Origin of the sequence: Pseudalgibacter alginicilyticus (assembly GCF_001310225.1) — a bacterium.
Lineage (GTDB): Bacteria > Bacteroidota > Bacteroidia > Flavobacteriales > Flavobacteriaceae > Pseudalgibacter > Pseudalgibacter alginicilyticus.
The window spans coordinates 1,111,298-1,127,621 of the sequence record NZ_CP012898.1 but is presented as its reverse complement, the minus strand read 5'-3'; the positions used below and the strand labels follow the sequence as shown (position 1 = coordinate 1,127,621).

8 protein-coding genes are annotated in these 16,324 nt (G+C 32.7%); all 8 read left to right on the top strand.

Annotated features, from left to right (window positions below; all coding sequences use genetic code 11):
• The 8 genes from APS56_RS04650 (at nucleotide 1) to APS56_RS04615 (ending at nucleotide 16,062) form a co-directional block, all read left to right on the top strand.
• Nucleotides 1–1,656 (top strand): RagB/SusD family nutrient uptake outer membrane protein, encoded by a 1,656-nt coding sequence (locus tag APS56_RS04650; RefSeq protein WP_054725290.1) that lies wholly within the window; start codon nucleotides 1–3, stop codon nucleotides 1,654–1,656.
• Nucleotides 1,657–1,685: 29 nt separating this feature from the next.
• On the top strand, nucleotides 1,686–2,618 hold the full coding sequence (locus APS56_RS04645; RefSeq protein ID WP_054725286.1) for a DUF5017 domain-containing protein: 933 nt from the start codon (nucleotides 1,686–1,688) through the stop codon (nucleotides 2,616–2,618).
• 112 nt (nucleotides 2,619–2,730) lie between these two features.
• Nucleotides 2,731–6,567, top strand: coding sequence for a chondroitinase family polysaccharide lyase (locus APS56_RS04640; RefSeq protein WP_082379249.1), 3,837 nt, complete (start codon nucleotides 2,731–2,733; stop codon nucleotides 6,565–6,567).
• Between the two features lie 173 nt (nucleotides 6,568–6,740).
• Nucleotides 6,741–8,219, top strand: a complete 1,479-nt coding sequence (locus APS56_RS04635) for a T9SS type A sorting domain-containing protein (RefSeq protein ID WP_082379248.1) — start codon at nucleotides 6,741–6,743, stop codon at nucleotides 8,217–8,219.
• Between the two features lie 226 nt (nucleotides 8,220–8,445).
• On the top strand, nucleotides 8,446–9,714 hold the full coding sequence (locus APS56_RS04630; RefSeq protein ID WP_211259734.1) for a glycoside hydrolase family protein: 1,269 nt from the start codon (nucleotides 8,446–8,448) through the stop codon (nucleotides 9,712–9,714).
• A gap of 22 nt (nucleotides 9,715–9,736) precedes the next feature.
• A complete protein-coding gene (locus APS56_RS04625) occupies nucleotides 9,737–11,251 on the top strand; it encodes a sulfatase family protein (protein ID WP_082379247.1) in 1,515 nt (504 codons plus the stop codon).
• 141 nt (nucleotides 11,252–11,392) lie between these two features.
• Nucleotides 11,393–14,404, top strand: a complete 3,012-nt coding sequence (locus APS56_RS04620; protein WP_169786430.1) for a chondroitinase family polysaccharide lyase — start codon at nucleotides 11,393–11,395, stop codon at nucleotides 14,402–14,404.
• Between the two features lie 47 nt (nucleotides 14,405–14,451).
• The gene (locus APS56_RS04615) at nucleotides 14,452–16,062 is read left to right on the top strand and encodes a sulfatase family protein (RefSeq protein ID WP_236778462.1); all 1,611 of its coding nucleotides are present in this window, start codon (nucleotides 14,452–14,454) and stop codon (nucleotides 16,060–16,062) included.
• The last annotated feature ends 262 nt before the right edge of the window (nucleotides 16,063–16,324 follow it).

Below are 16,324 nucleotides of genomic sequence, written 5' to 3'. Positions count from 1 at the left end.
ATGAAAATAAAATTCATAGTATTCATAGTTCTCATTGCCTTTATAACACAAGGTTGTGATGATCAATTAGAGATAGCACAAAATGACAATATCACTTCAGAAAACTTATATAACACACCAGCAGGTGCCTTAGCAGGTTTAACTGGCGCATATAGTCGGGTAGTTGCAGTATACAGAGAAGCTATAATTAATGCACAGTACCCTACAGATTGGACAGATGAAGGGTTTTATAATAGAGTAGGAACACAACACATTCTTAAAAATAATTTCACAGCAGCAGAGCCTATATTAAATGATATTTGGGCTACCTATTACGAAGGGGTTTCTGCAACGAATACGCTATTAGTAGGTTTAGAAAACTCACCTTTAGATGCAGACATAAAACAGGAATTTACTGCAGAAGGGCGTTTTTTAAGAGCCTTTTTATATTTTGATATACAGAAAGCGTTTGGAGGTATTGAAGGTATTCCTATGCCTTTAGAAGAAACCAATAAACAATTACTTCCTAGAACTCCAGGTATTGATGTTTACAAACAAATAGTTTCAGATTTAGAATTTGCAGAAGCTTTTTTACCTACTGCAGCTGAAGCTACACCTGGCCGAGCAAGTAAAAGTGCTGCAAGAGGCTTGTTGGCTAGAGCGTATCTGTACATGGCAAGTGAGCCTTATAATGAGGAAGGGGCGTATGAAAAAGCTAAAGAATGGAGTAAAAAGGTTATAGATGATTCATATCATGAATTAAACTCTAGCTATGCTGATATTTTTAATCAATTGGCATTGGGGAATTATGAAACAAAAGAAACTTTATTTCAGGTAGGCTTTTCTTTTGCCAATTTAGATTCTAATCAATCTTCTAAATTAGGTTCCGCATTTGGTATAAAATTTGACGATGAAAATTGTGGTACTTCAGATGATTTAAAAGGAAAAGGCTTTGCTTTAACTTACGCAACCGTTTCTTTAGTTTTAAAATATAGATCAGATCCTGATGATGAAAGAGGGCTTTGGAATACTCTTCCATATTATAACAAGAGAGATGATAACTGTCAGTTAGGTCTTATAAACAGTCAATTTATGATTCCTGCATCTAAATACCGTAGATATTTAGAGTCAAACACAACTAATACCAGTTATGGAGAGCATCATTGGCCAGTGTTGCGTTTATCTGAAATGTATTTAATATATGCTGAAGCAGAAAATAAATTAACACCTGGTTCAGTACTAGCTTTAAATGCTGTTAATAGTGTGAGAAATAGAGCTAATGCTACACCTATTACAGTTGTTAACGATGTTGTTATACAAGAAGAACGCTTATTAGAATTGTGTTTTGAAGGACAGCGTAAATATGATTTGGTAAGATGGGGCATCTTAGAGCAAAAAGTAAATGAGACAAAAAGTATGATGGAAACTTTAGCGGCCGACCCTACTTTTTTCAATGAAGATTGGACCACTTTAGGAACATTTGAATTAGGCCCAAATAATATTCCTGTATTTGGAGATGTACCTATTAACACAAGCCCAAGACTAAATGTAATGAATGCTTCATTTAATTATTATGATGGTTATAATGATTTTGATTTAAGTAAGCATTACATCCTTCCAATTCCAGAACAAGAATTGGGGGTTAATACAAATTTAAAGCAAACCATAGGTTGGTAATAAGATATATTAATTATAAAGCATTTAAAATGAAAAAAACAGTTTATATATTAACAATGTTGCTTCTTGTAACTTTTGTATTTCAGAGTTGCGAAGATTTAGAAGCCGTAGATACCCCTAATTTTGAAGTTAGCTTTGATTCAACAGCTAAAGTAGGAGAGCCTATTCTGTTTAGTGTGAGTAATGCTCCTAATTTTTTGAACTTTTATTCAGGAGAATTTGGTCATGAGTATAAAAACAGAGATAGAACCAAAGCAGAAGGAAGCTTTTCATTATCATTTGATACATCCAGACATTATCAAGATGGAACAAGCAGAACAGATGGTGCTTGGCAGCTATTATTTTCATCAGACTATTCTGGGTCAGGAACTGCTGAAGATGTACAAGCAGCTACATGGACAGATATTTCTGATAGATTTGTGTTTGCTACCGATAGATCTTATAATTTGACCAACTCAGGTGTTGTTGATATTACGGATTTATCAACAGACAAACCGTTGTATTTTGCATTAAGAGTATATGCTGAAGGAAAAACATCAGAAGGAAATAGGCAAGGTATATTCGATTTTTATAGTTTTGATTTAAAACTTGCACTCGACGAAACACGTACATTAGATATTGCCAGCCTTCAAAGTCCAGGGTGGGTTGCTGTAAATGTAGAAGGAACTAATTCAAATACGTCATATGATAACTGGATAGATCAATCAACTAAATTTAGAATGCATGGTGGTATTGCAGAATATACCAATGATGATTGGTTAATAACTAAGCCTGTAAATTTATCAGGGTCTGTATCACCAGATAAGGGAATTGCTTTAAAGACTTACTCTGAAAAGTTGGAAACTTTTGAATATATCTACACAGAAGCAGGTACTTATACAATAACATTTGTTGGAAATAATGAAACAATTTATGGGCAAAAAGATAGTGTGCAAGAATTTACTATTACAGTCACAGATTAAATACTAAAATATATTAATAGCAAGAAAATCCTCATTAACCTATACTGAATATTTTGTATAGGTATTGGGGGTTTTTAATATCATTAAAAGTTAACTTCTAAAAAATGTTGTTATGATACAGTTTATACATAAAAGATTAAAGATAACTATACAACAGTTTGTATTAATAGCTTGTACTGTGTTGTGTTTGAGTATGCAAATGTATGCACAAGATGAATCTTTTGAAGCATCAGTACCTGCTCATTGGAATACTTCAAATGGAACTTTAAGTACATCCACAGATCATTATAAATTAGGAAATCAATCCTTAGAATGGAATTGGACAGCGGATGCTATTATTACTGTTGATAATTTGCAAAGTCACGGTCTCGTACCGTCTGAAGTAGATGGGTATTATTACAATATGTTTAGAATGTGGGTGTATAATGTGTCTGCAATTTCAGATTCATCAATGACTGTTGAGTTTTATGACAATACAAATACATTACAGTTTTATTATACCTTTCAGTTAAATTTTTATGGGTGGCGAGCAGCATCAGCAAGCTACGTAAATGAAATGTCAGGTATAAAAAGTTCTAACAATATCACCACCATGAAAATTAAAGCACCAAGTACAGGCAGTGGTACATTCTTTTTTGATTATATAGATTATACAATGGCTAGAAATACGAGTAGAAGTGCTGATTATCAATTGCCATTTATCACCTTAAATAATAATGAACATTGGGGAGATATGATGTATTTTCAAACTTTAATGAAACTTCCTTTAACAACACCAACAACACAAGAATTATCAGATTTAGAAAGTATTAAACAAAAATATGATGCCTCAATTAAAGGTTCTGCACCAAGCGTTAGTGCAGTTACAAGTGCAATTTCTAAATACAATGCACTAAATATTGATTATTCAGGAGGTTTGATAAAAGGGAGTCCGCTGTATGGTCAAGATTATTCTAATTCACAAAATATAAAAGCAGTTGATGATTATATTTTAACTTTTGCTAGAGATTATACATATACATTAAGTTCAACAAGCAAAAATTATTTTCTTAATACAGTACGGTACTTATTAGACCAAGGTTTTGCAGATGGTAGTATCATGGAGACCATTCATCATATAGGATATAACTTTCGAAATATTGCTGCAGCAATTCATTTGATGGAAACTGAATTAAAAACAGAAGAATTGTGGAATGATGCCCAAAAAATGGTAGAATGGTATATTGCTTTAGATGGAATTTGGGAGCCAACAGCCTCAAGTAGTAATATGGATGATGCTAATACACGTTCTCTTAATAGATTAGGGGCTTGTTTGTACAAAAGCACCGATGCAGAAAAAGTTCAATATTTAAAAGGCTATAAGAATTATTTAGAAAATTTTTTAACGCTTTACCCCAAGGAAGGTCAAGGAATGAAAATTGATTTTACAGGGTTTCATCATAATACTTATTATCCAGGTTATGCTTTTTTAGGTTATAATGAAATATCAAAGGCTGTAAATTACTTATCAGAAGGTGAATTTGCTGTTGAAACAAATACAAAAGAGGTTTTAAAAAAAGCGTTGTTATTAGCACGGGTAATTTCGGCAAGTGGAGATATTCCAAATTCATTGTCAGGTAGAAATCCGTTTGTAAATCCATCATTTAAAAATGGTTTGAAAGATTTAGGTTTGGCAAGTCCCGTAGATACTGATTTGTTAAAGGCTTATAATTACATGTATGGCAGTGATTCAGAAACATCTACTTATGGCACTGAAGTAGCACCAACGGGATTTTGGCAAGTTAATTTTGCAAATTTAGGGGTGTATAGGCAAGATAATTGGGTAGCCGATATTAAAGGGTTTAATAAATATTTTTGGGGCTCAGAAATTTATAGTTCAGATAATCGATATGGAAGGTATCAAAGTTATGGTGCAATAGAAATTATGTATCAAGGCGGACATACTAATTCTAAGTTTAATATAAATGGCTGGGATTGGAGACGAACACCAGGTGCTACCACTAAATTTTTGTCATGGAATGATCTGTTGGCAGATACAAGTAGATTAGATGAAACAACAGATTCTAATTTTGCTGCAAGTTTAAGATTTGGTTCTAAAGTAAATTATTATATTGATAGGGATATAGAAGGGAATTATGGTGTTTTTGGAATGGACTTTACTCAAAAAGACATTTCTTCAACACATGATGCGGACTTTAAGTTTAAAAAATCGGTATTTTGTTTTGATGGAAAACTTATTTGTTTAGGGAGTAACATAAACAGTGCATCTGGTTTAATTGCTACTAATTTATTTCAAAATTATCTAAGTTCTACCTCTGCTGCAGTGAATATAAATAATACTGAGGTAGCTACATTTCCTTATAACAATATTTTATCTAATACCGCTGACCATTGGTTAATGGATGCTGTAAATACAGGGTATTATGTTAAGAGTGGAAATTCTGTGGTTATTGATAGAAAAAATCAAGATTCTCCTTCTGAAACAGGGAATGGAGCTGATACAAATGGGAATTTTGCATCTGCTTATATAACACATGGCTCAAGTCCAATTGATGTGGGGTATGAATATGTTATCATACCAGGAACGAATGCCACAGATATGGTAGCATTTAGTGCTAATATGGCTAATGAAGAAACGGCTTATTATGAGGTTATTCAAAAAAATCAAACAGCTCATATTGTAAAATATAATAACATATATGGCTATGCTCTTTTTGATGGGGGTAATTATGGAACAACTACACCTATAAAAGAAAACTTAGGTCCATGCTTAGTAATGGCTGAAGAAATTGGTAATAATTTAAATATATCTGTTGTAAGTCCAGATTTAAATTTTGCAGCGAATAATGGAGATAGTCAAGTAAGAATTATAGATATTACAATTAATGGAGAGTGGACATTAGCTTCAAGTAATGGAGGTGCAGTGAGTGCAACCGTAAATACAGGAGAAACAGTATTGTCAATTGAGGCAAAAAATGGTTTGCCTGTTGATATTGTGCTTTCTAATGGATATGAAAACCCTGATTATCCAATAGTATATTACGAAGATTTTAGATATGATTTAGGGAATAATGGATTTACTAAATATATTGAAAATGATGGTGGGCATACTAATGTTTCAAGTATTTTAAATAGAGTGAGCGATATTCCTGATTTAGCAGATAGTAAAAATTTGTTTAATCCAGAAACGGATAGGCCTTCTAATAGAATACCTCAAGGGGATTCAAGTGACCAAAGGAGTATTTCTATTTCAGGAAATGATGGAACTACAAACTTTCCTGTGGATGCATATGCTGTTTTTACAACTTTAGATTTAACAGAATCAAACCCACGAATTAATACCAATGATACTTATAAATATGCTTCGTTTTGGACAGAAAGACGTTATGGTAATGGTGATATTGCTACTGTAACTATGTTAGTTTCTACAGCATATACAGGCAACCCAACAACAACATCATGGACAGTACTACCATTGTATTCTGGTAAATTAGCTGAAACATCAGATGGACTTATCTTTGTAAAGGGGGTTGTAGATTTAACACCTTATGCTAATGGAGCAAATGGAACTTCAGTTACTTTAGCTTGTCGTTATCAAGGGAGTGATACTAACTATAGTAGTACAAATAGAAATGGGACATTTTATTTTTCTGACTTACAATTTTATGCGCAATCCACAACTTTATCTGTTGAAAAAAATACTGTTTTAAATGAGAATCATATTAATGTGTATCCCAATCCTACAAGTAATATTTTGAATATAGATATTTTAAAAGAGGAGATTGATATAAATGAGGTGAGTCTTATTGATATAACCGGAAAAACGATATACAGTAGTCGTGTTAATAGCGATTCAATTCTTGTAAGTAATTTCTCGAAAGGACTTTATTTTTTGGCTATAAAAACAAATAACGCTCAGGTAATTATAAAAAAAATTATAATCAATTAAAAGTTATTTGAAATACGGATATCCTTTGTTGTTTCAGTGAAAATAAGTCATTATTAGGTTTTTGAACAGCTATGCCCACCCTTAAGAACAGTTAAGCCCTCTTAAAATATTTGATTATCAGGTAATTTTACTTCAAACAAAATGTTTTTCCGTTTAACTTAAATTTATTTATTATGAAAAAAATTACACAAATAATCTTGTCATTTTCAATATTTGGAATGATGGTGCTCTCTATGAATGCACAAACAATCCATTATGAAGATTTTAGATATGATAATGGTACGAGAGGTTTTACTGTGCAACAGGTAGCCTTAGGAGGACAGACTGCTATTGAGTTAGGTAAAAGAGTAAGTGATATTGTTGATGCTACTGATTCAAGCCCTGTTTTTGATGAAAATTCTAGACCAATTGATAGAGTGCCAGCAGGTGCAACAAGAGACCAAAGAGCCATAGCTTTTGGTAATGTGTCAGGTAGTTCACCGTCAATTTTAAATCATGAAATTGAAGCTTGGGCTTTAATGACTAATCAAGATCTTTCTACAGCTAATGCGCCAAAGGTTTCTTTTTGGACACAACAAAGGTATGTTGTTGGAGGAGGAGCAACTCTTACTGTTTGGGTTTCGGAAAATTATACGCATGGCGATTTGCCAAATACGGCAACCTGGACTAATGAAACCGCAAATATTGTTGGTAGCATAGCAACATCTGATGTTTCACCTCAAACGTATGTATATGGAGAGTTAGATTTATCAGCATATAATAGTTCATCGGTAACGGTAGCATTTAAAATAGAAACTGATGACACGGCTTATGAAGCTGGCGTTAGCCAACATGGTACATTTTATATTTCGGATGTAAGATTTGATGCGACCTTACAAGATGTAGCCAATGGAGCTTTTTCTGCTTTAAACACAAGTTCTTCAGGACAAACGAATATTTTCAATACCCCTAGTGCGGCTATTTCAGAAAGTAATTTTACAAATACAACTAAATGGGCTGATGTTTTAACTACGGGTACGACTGTTCCTAGGTTGGCTCAATCGCTAATACCAATAGGAGAAGGTTATAAATTTGAAGTAGCGAGTGTATACAATCCAATACTTGTTTCTGAAGTTAGATATATTTTAGTAAATGGTACTTCAAATCAAGGAACGTCTGGGAATGAATCAAAGTGGATTGTTCAAGGTAGTAATGACGATAGTACATGGGATGATTTAAGTACTCCTCTTGGAATGTTTAGTTCTAATAGTGGAGCAGGTTTCGAATATTCTATTACTTTATCAACTTCGCAAGCATATAGATATTATCGTTTTGTGCTGGCAGAAGCTTGGACGCCAATAGGTGCATATACAGCATTACACCAACTTGACTTTACTGTAGATGATTCTGTTTTGTCAACAAATAACGACAGTGAATTAAAAACTGCTTTTGCAGTTTACCCAAACCCATCCAATAGTTTTATAAATATTAGTAAGTTAAATTCTGATATCAATATTAAAAATGTAAAACTGATTGATGTAACAGGTAAAGTGATTTATAATAAAATGAATGCTCAGCCTATTAATGTTTCAAACTATTCTAAAGGGGTTTATATTTTAAGAATTGAGTCTCAAACAGGTGGTGTGGCTACAAAAAAAGTATTGATAAATTAGAAAATAAGGATGTTAATTAGCGTTCAAAATTAATATAAAATGGAGGCCGTCTACAAATCAACAATTTTTTAGTTCGGCCTCCATTGTTTTAACAAAGTAAATGCAATTAGAACAGTTACCCCTTTTAGAAGAACGTATATCCCCCTTTTTTTTGCGGAATGATGCTTTGCTTTGCATAAGTTTCTTAAAAATTTAGAGAGACTAAAAATAAATATTAATAATAATTATGATGGATAACAATTTAAATTTACTCAAAGAACTAAGGTTTCCTTTTAAAAAACTTTTTTTTACAGGTCTTTTAGTTTTTATAATAAGTTGTAAAAATTCTAAAACTCAACAAATTGCTTTAGCAACATCTGATAACAATGTGAGTTTAGATTTAGATAAATTAATTAATGACTGTGAATCACAATTAGAGATAGCAGCACCTAAATTAACAGACCTTACTAAACATCCGCGTTTAATTGAAACCAATGAAACAGAATGGAAGCAAGTACCAAATGATAAATTAATTTGGACTTCTGGTTTTTATCCAGGCATTTTGTGGTACACTTATGAAGCTACAGGTAATGAAAGATGGAAAGAAGAAGCTATTAAGCGAACCGAGGTATTTGAGGATTTTAAAAATATTACTGAGCATCACGATATTGGATTTATGATGTTTCCCGCTTATGGGCTTGGTTACGAGATTGGAGGAAAAAAAGAGTATAAAGATATTCTTATAACATCAGCAAATTCTTTGGCTAGTAGATACAATCCTAAAGTGGGAACTATCAGATCATGGTCTAATAAAATGCACCCTCGCTGGCAGCAACACATTACTATCATAGATAATATGTTGAATTTAGAATTATTATTTTGGTCGGCAAAGCACGGTGGTAGCAAATCGCATTATGATATTGCAGTTAAACATGCTGAAACTACAATGAAAAATCATTTCAGACCAGATTATACATCATGGCATGTTATTGAATATGATTCTATTTCAGGAGCTATTTTGAATAGGCACACTAAACAGGGGTATGCTGATAATAGTCGTTGGTCAAGAGGTCAAGCTTGGGGCGTTTATGGATATACTTTGGTTTACAAAGAAACTAAGGACAAAAAGTTTTTGGATTTTGCTCAAAAATTAGCAGATAAATATTTGTCGCTTCTGCCAGAAGATATGGTTCCTGCCTGGGATTTTGATGTTCAAAATGATCCAAAGGAGGAAAAAGACGCATCGGCAGCAGCAGTTGTAGCCTCAGCATTGTTAGATTTAAGTACCCTTGTTGATAATAAAGAAGATCAAGAGCGTTATTATAATGAAGCTTTAAAAATGCTAAAATCTTTAGGCTCCGAAAAGTATTCGGCAGTTGGAAAAGCAGATTCATTTTTATTACATTCTACAGGTGCAAAATCGTTAGGTCATGAAATTGATGTGGCTTTAATTTATGCCGACTATTATTATATTGAAGCTTTGGATAGATTGAAAAAAATACAAGAAAAAATATAAAAAATGAAACGTGTAACTATTTATGAGGTATTCCTTTAAATATATAATTGCTATTTCTTCAATTTTATTGTTATTAGGCTATATAAGTTTAATCAAAAAAAAATCAGAAAAGCTTGATGAAGTTCAAAAACCAAATTTACTTTTTATATTCCCCGACCAGTTAAGAAATGCAGCAATAGGGATTAATAATCAAGACCCTGTTGTTACACCTAATTTAGATAAATTAGCTAAAGAAGGAATGGTTATTTCAAATGCCATAAGCAGTTTCCCTTTGTGTAGCCCTTACCGGGGTATGCTTATGACAGGGAAATTACCATATAATAATAATGTATTGAGTAACAGTAACTCTAGACGCTATAAGTATAATAATTCTTGGCAAAAAGAAGATGTTAGTTTTTCTGATGTTTTGGTTAAAAATGGGTATGATGCAGGTTATGTTGGTAAGTTACACCTTACTTCACCGCCTCCCATACCAGGTAAAGATTCTATTGTATGGGATGCATATACTCCTAAAGAACAGCGTCACGGATTTAATTTTTGGTATTCTTATGGGACTTTTGACGTGCATAATGAGCCGCATTATTGGGTAAATGATGCTAAAGAAGACGAGCTAACTTTTGTAAAAGAATGGTCTCCAATACATGAAGCTAATGTTATTATTGATTATTTGAAAAACCCTTCAGAAAAAACAAGAGATGGAAATAAGCCATTTGCACTTTTTTGGTCTGTAAATCCTCCACACCCCCCTTATCAGTATGTGCCTGAAAAATATTTGGAAACTTATAAAGATAAATCTTTAGAGGAGTTATTGGTTAGAGGTAATGTCAATTTACAAACCGATGCTGGTCATTTAGCATTTCATAATGGAGCCACTAGAAATCGTGTAAATTTAGCAAAAGAACATGTGCGTGATTATTTTGCTATGGTAACAGGAGTTGATGAGCAAATAGGCCGTGTATTAAAAACCTTGGAAGACGAGGGGTTAGATAAAAACACTATTGTTGTTATAAGCTCCGATCATGGTGAAATGATGGGGAGCCATGGGCTAATGTCTAAAAATATTTGGTATGAAGAAGCAATTAATATACCTTTTATTATTCGTTGGCCAGAGAAAATTAAAGCAGGTCAAAAAGATAATTTATTAATAAGTCCTATTGACGTTATGCCAACACTGTTAAATATGTTGGGAACAACTGATGGAATCCCTGAAAATTTGGATGGTCAAGATTTGTCATCAATCATTTTAAAAAATAGAGGAAAACGTCCCACCTCTGTCATGTATTACTATATTGAAGAAGGCCAGCCAGCCTCAGGGCATAGAGGACTCAGAACTCAAAGGCATACGTATGTAATTGCAATAGACAAAGCTGGTGTGGAACATAAAATGTTATATGATAATATGGCGGATCCCTATCAAAAAAATAATTTGATAGGTGTAGATTCAACTTTGGAAAAAACACTAAAAGCAGAATTGATATTACAATTAGAAATGAAGAAAGATCCTTGGTTACAGCGTTACAAGAAATTGGTAGAATAAGCAGTATTAAAATATTTCAGTTAGTATAACCTTTTAATTAAAGAAATTACTTTTTGTATAAAATAAAGAAATTATAAGATTATGATGTATTCATTTTTAAGATCAAAAAAGCAGAGATTACTTCTGGTGACCGTTTTTTTGATGGTAACTATAAATTTTGCTCAAAACAATTATAAACCTACAGTAGAATCGTTTGAAGATGAAACCGTCTTAACAAATTATGATACGTCTCATGGTAAATTATCTTTAAGCAATACCCATGTAAGATATGGTAAATCTGCGTTGCAATGGGATTGGAATGGAGAAAGCTCAATGGGTACCTCGCATTTTAAAATATTAACTCTTGATGAAAGCCCTTTGGCTTATGGTGATTATTTTCCAGCAAGTCCAACCTTACAAATGTCTTTATATAGTGAAAAACCTCAAGCAGGAACTATTACAATTTCCTTTGAAAAAAATGGGATAAAGGAAGTGTATTTTGATATTGAATTATCTTTTAAAGGCTGGAGAAGAATCTGGGTGCCTTTTTATAATATGTATGGAAATCCACCTAAAAAAGGAGAACAAATTGATTATGACTATTTTAAAATAACAACTAATTCATCCAATGGTACATTGTTTTTTGATGATATTATTTTTTCTCAATATCAAGACGATAGGCATCAATATCCTGATGAAATTGTACCGTTTATTAAATCTGATTTAAATTTAGGCGATGATCATTGGATGCCCTTAATTAGCAATTATAATAATATTAAAAATTTAGAACCAAATCCAGTTTCTATGGCCATAAGAATGGATTTGAAAAAATTTGAACAGCTTATAGATCAAGATTTAACTATTGATAAAAAATATAAAGTGTACATTAATACCTTGCGTGATATGTATCAAGGTTTACAAATAAAAGACAATGGAGAAACCGTAGTTGGGCCTCCATTAACTTTTAAAGAAGAACAAGAATATTTTGATAAAAACCAGCAAGGGGATAAGGTTTTTAATGATATTCAAGATTTAGGAAAAGTGCTGAAAAAATTAGCTAATTTCCATGATCGAGCAAATCCTGCCGAACAAGCAGAAATAGAAACAATGTTTATAGCTGGAACAAAATATTTTCTAGATCAAGGCTGGCAGGCGGGTTCTAATGGAGGAACGAGACATCATATTGGATATAATGTTAGAGAAATTACCGAAGCTTTTTTTATCATGCGCCAGTTATTATTTGACCATGGTTTGCTTGATGAGGTTGGGGGCAGTTTACATTGGTTGTTCAATTTAGGAATGCTTTTAAATGACGAAAACACATTTCATGTAAATATTGATTATTTAAATACACAATCTTATTACCATTTAATGCTTATTTTCTTATTTGAAAAACAGGAAATGCAAGCAGAAATGTTGCGAGCTTATTCAAAATATATGTCTATTACCTTAGCTCAGCAAAAAGAAGAGTGGGGATTTAAAGTAGATGGTACGGCCTGGCATCATAATGGGCATTATCCTGCCTATGGTATAGGTGCTTTTCAAGCTGTTCCAAAAGTTATAAAAACGTTGTCTGGAACACGTTTTCGTATCTCTACAGCGGGACATGAAAACTTTAAAAGAGCATTTTTAGCTTCTAGAATCTATAGTCAACCTTTTGAATGGGGTTTCGGTAATGCTGGTCGCCATCCACTGGAAAGTAATGGTATTCATTCTTTAAAAGATGAATTTTTACAAATGGCATATGCAGGAAACCCACAAGGTACTTCTAAAATAGATAAAGACGTTGCAGGGGCATATTTAAGGCTTTGGGGAAAAGATGATATGTTGAATACATCAATATTCACACAAGTTAATGGTATTCCTAAAGAAAAATTATCTGGATATTATACGTTTCCTTTAGCTGCTACTGCGGTGCACAGACGTAATGATTGGGCTGCTATAATAAAAGGATATAGCAAATATGTTTGGGCTTCTGAAATTTATGTAAATGAAAATAGATACGGTAGGTATCCTGCCAATGGCACGGTACAATTATTAAATTCAAAAGGAGAAGAGGGAAGTGGTTTTAAACAAGAAGGTTGGGATTGGAACCGTTATCCTGGATCAACAATTATTTATTTACCTTTAAAAACGTTAGAAGCTAAAAAGTCTTTACTTATGTTTCGTTCCAACGAAACTTTTGCAGGAACTACCAAATTGGATGGTCATGGTGTTTTTGGTATGATTTTAAATGAAGGAGATGGAACAAATGCCGATGGACCAGAAACGAAAGCAGGTTATCCTGGTAAACTTTTTGCCAAAAAATCAGTTTTTTCATTTGGAGATAAATTGATTTATATAGGGACAAATATTTCTAGTATTGATAAAATCAATCCAACACAAACTAATATCTATCAATCGTATTTAACAGATACTAAATCAACTTTATATACATCTTCTGAAACGATTAAAAAATTTCCTTATAAAGCAGAATTAAAAAAAGATTCCGAAATGGGGAGTTGGTTAACAGATCCTTATGGCAATGGTTATCATATACTTTCCAATACTCCAATTCAAATCAAAAAAGAGCGGCAACAGTCTTATCATAATAAATACTCAATTAATACCGGATCTATGAACCCAAAAGGAAAAGGTGCTAAAGAAACAGAGGGTGATTATGCAACGGCTTGGATAAACCATGGTTTAGCTCCTAAAAATGCTTCTTATCAGTATGTGGTATATCCATTTCTTAATGATGATGAGCAAAAGAATTTTGATGATAAGATTAAAAATGATGATTCATTTACTATTATTCGGGCAGATAGTATTGCACATATTGTATTAAATAAAGAAACTGATATTACAGGATATGTGGTTTTTGAAGCAAATCAAGATTTAGATAGTGGTCTTTTATTAAAAGTTTCAGAACCAGCACTGGTTATGCTAAATCATAAAAATCACAATTCTTTAACCATTAGTGCTGTACAGCCGGATTTGAATTTTCCTGAATATAAAAAGGGAAAATTTAGAAACTATAGCAGGCCGGTAGAATTGCAAATGACTTTGGAAGGAAAATGGAGTACGTTTCCAGCAGATTATATTAAAAATATTGATAATTCTGGAACCAATACAATTATAACATTGGAGTGCATTAATGGATTGCCAAGAGAATTTAAATTGAATAAACTTTAAATATCTTAGAGGTATTTTAAAGTGTTTCCTATTAAAAAATCATCACTATGATAAAACCTATAAAAAATATGATGTCGTTAAAAAGTTCATTAATTGTGATTTTTTTAATGCTAATTATTAGTTGTAAAAATAAAAATTCAGAAAATATTGATGCCATTGATGTTTTACAGGCAGAGCAACAAAAACCAAATATTGTCTTTATATATACTGATGATCTTGGTTACGGAGATATTAGTTGCTATGGAGCTACCTCCATTGAAACACCCGCTATAGATGCTTTAGCTAAAGATGGTATTGCGTTTCATAATGCGTATGCAACGGCAGCCACTTGTACGCCTTCTAGGTATTCTTTGTTAACAGGTAATTATGCATGGCGTAAAAAAGGTACGGGTGTGGCTCCAGGCGACCAGTCTCTTTTAATTGATACTACAAGAACAACGTTGCCGGGTATTTTAAAAACAGCTGGGTATAAAACAGGTGTTGTAGGTAAATGGCATTTGGGATTGGGAGGTTTAAATGGTCCAGATTGGAATGGGAAAATTACGCCTGGTCCATTGGAAATAGGTTTTGATTATTCATATCTGATACCAGCAACGGGTGATAGAGTGCCTTGTGTGTTTGTTGAAAACCATCATATTGTTAATTTAGACTCTAACGATCCCATTCAGGTAAATTATAAAGAAAAAATTGGTGATTGGCCTACGGGGTTAGAAAACCCAGAATTATTGACCTTGAAACCATCTCAGGGACATAATAATACTATTGTTAATGGTATAAGTAGAATTGGATATATGACTGGCGGAAAAGCTGCTTTATGGGATGATGAAACTATTCCTATGGAACTGGTTGATAAATCGCAAAAATTTATAAATTCAGTAAAAGGTCAGCCTTTCTTTTTATTACTTTCTACACATGATATTCATGTGCCTCGAATAGCAAATAAAATGTTTCAAGGTAAGAGTAATATGGGGCCTAGAGGTGATGTTATTTTGCAGTTGGATTGGACGGTTAAACAGATTATGAATACATTGAAGAATCAAGGTTTATTGGAGAATACCCTGATAGTTTTTTCTAGTGATAATGGTCCTGTAGTAGATGATGGATATCATGATCAGGCAAGTGAACTTCTAGGTAATCATAAGCCAACAGGAGGTTTGCGCGGTGGAAAATACAGTGCTTATGATGGCGGAAGTAAAATACCCTTAATTATTCGTTGGCCTGATGGAACAGGAAAAGGCTTGGTTTCTAATGCCTTATTTAGTCAAGTAGACTTTTTAAGTTCTTTTGCGGATTTGGTAGGGGTAGAAAATGTAGCGAATGATGTAATTGATAGCCAAAACAGATTAGATGTTTTATTAGGTGAAGATAAAATTGGTAGAACATCATTAATTCAAGAAAGCTTTATGGGGCCCTTATCCTATCTTGAAGGTTCTTGGAAGTATATAGAACCACTGAATGGACCTAAATTAGTACCTTGGGGGCCTGTTATAGAAACCGGATTTCAGAAAACACCGCAACTTTATGATTTAAAAAATGATCCTAAAGAGCAAACAAACTTAGCTGAAAATTTCCCAGATAAGGTCAAAGAATTTAGGGAAAAATTGATGATTTTGAAAAAAGACGGTTTTACAAATAAACATGAAGTAGAATTAAATTGACTATTTAGATTTTAGTTTTAAAAAAGTAACTTAGATAAGAGGGAATATGTTTTTAAAAGCGTTCTTTTTATTAGGTGAGAGGTTTTGTATTAAAGGTTGTAAGCAATTCAAAGGTAGCTTAAGAGAAGAAAGATGCAGATGCAATTGTCAATATGTTTTTATTACTTATGTAAAGTGATTTTTACATAGGTTATATATGAGTTTAACTCACAAATAAAATCAAATTCATCGGTGGTTTAAAATGTATACTAATATACTTTAT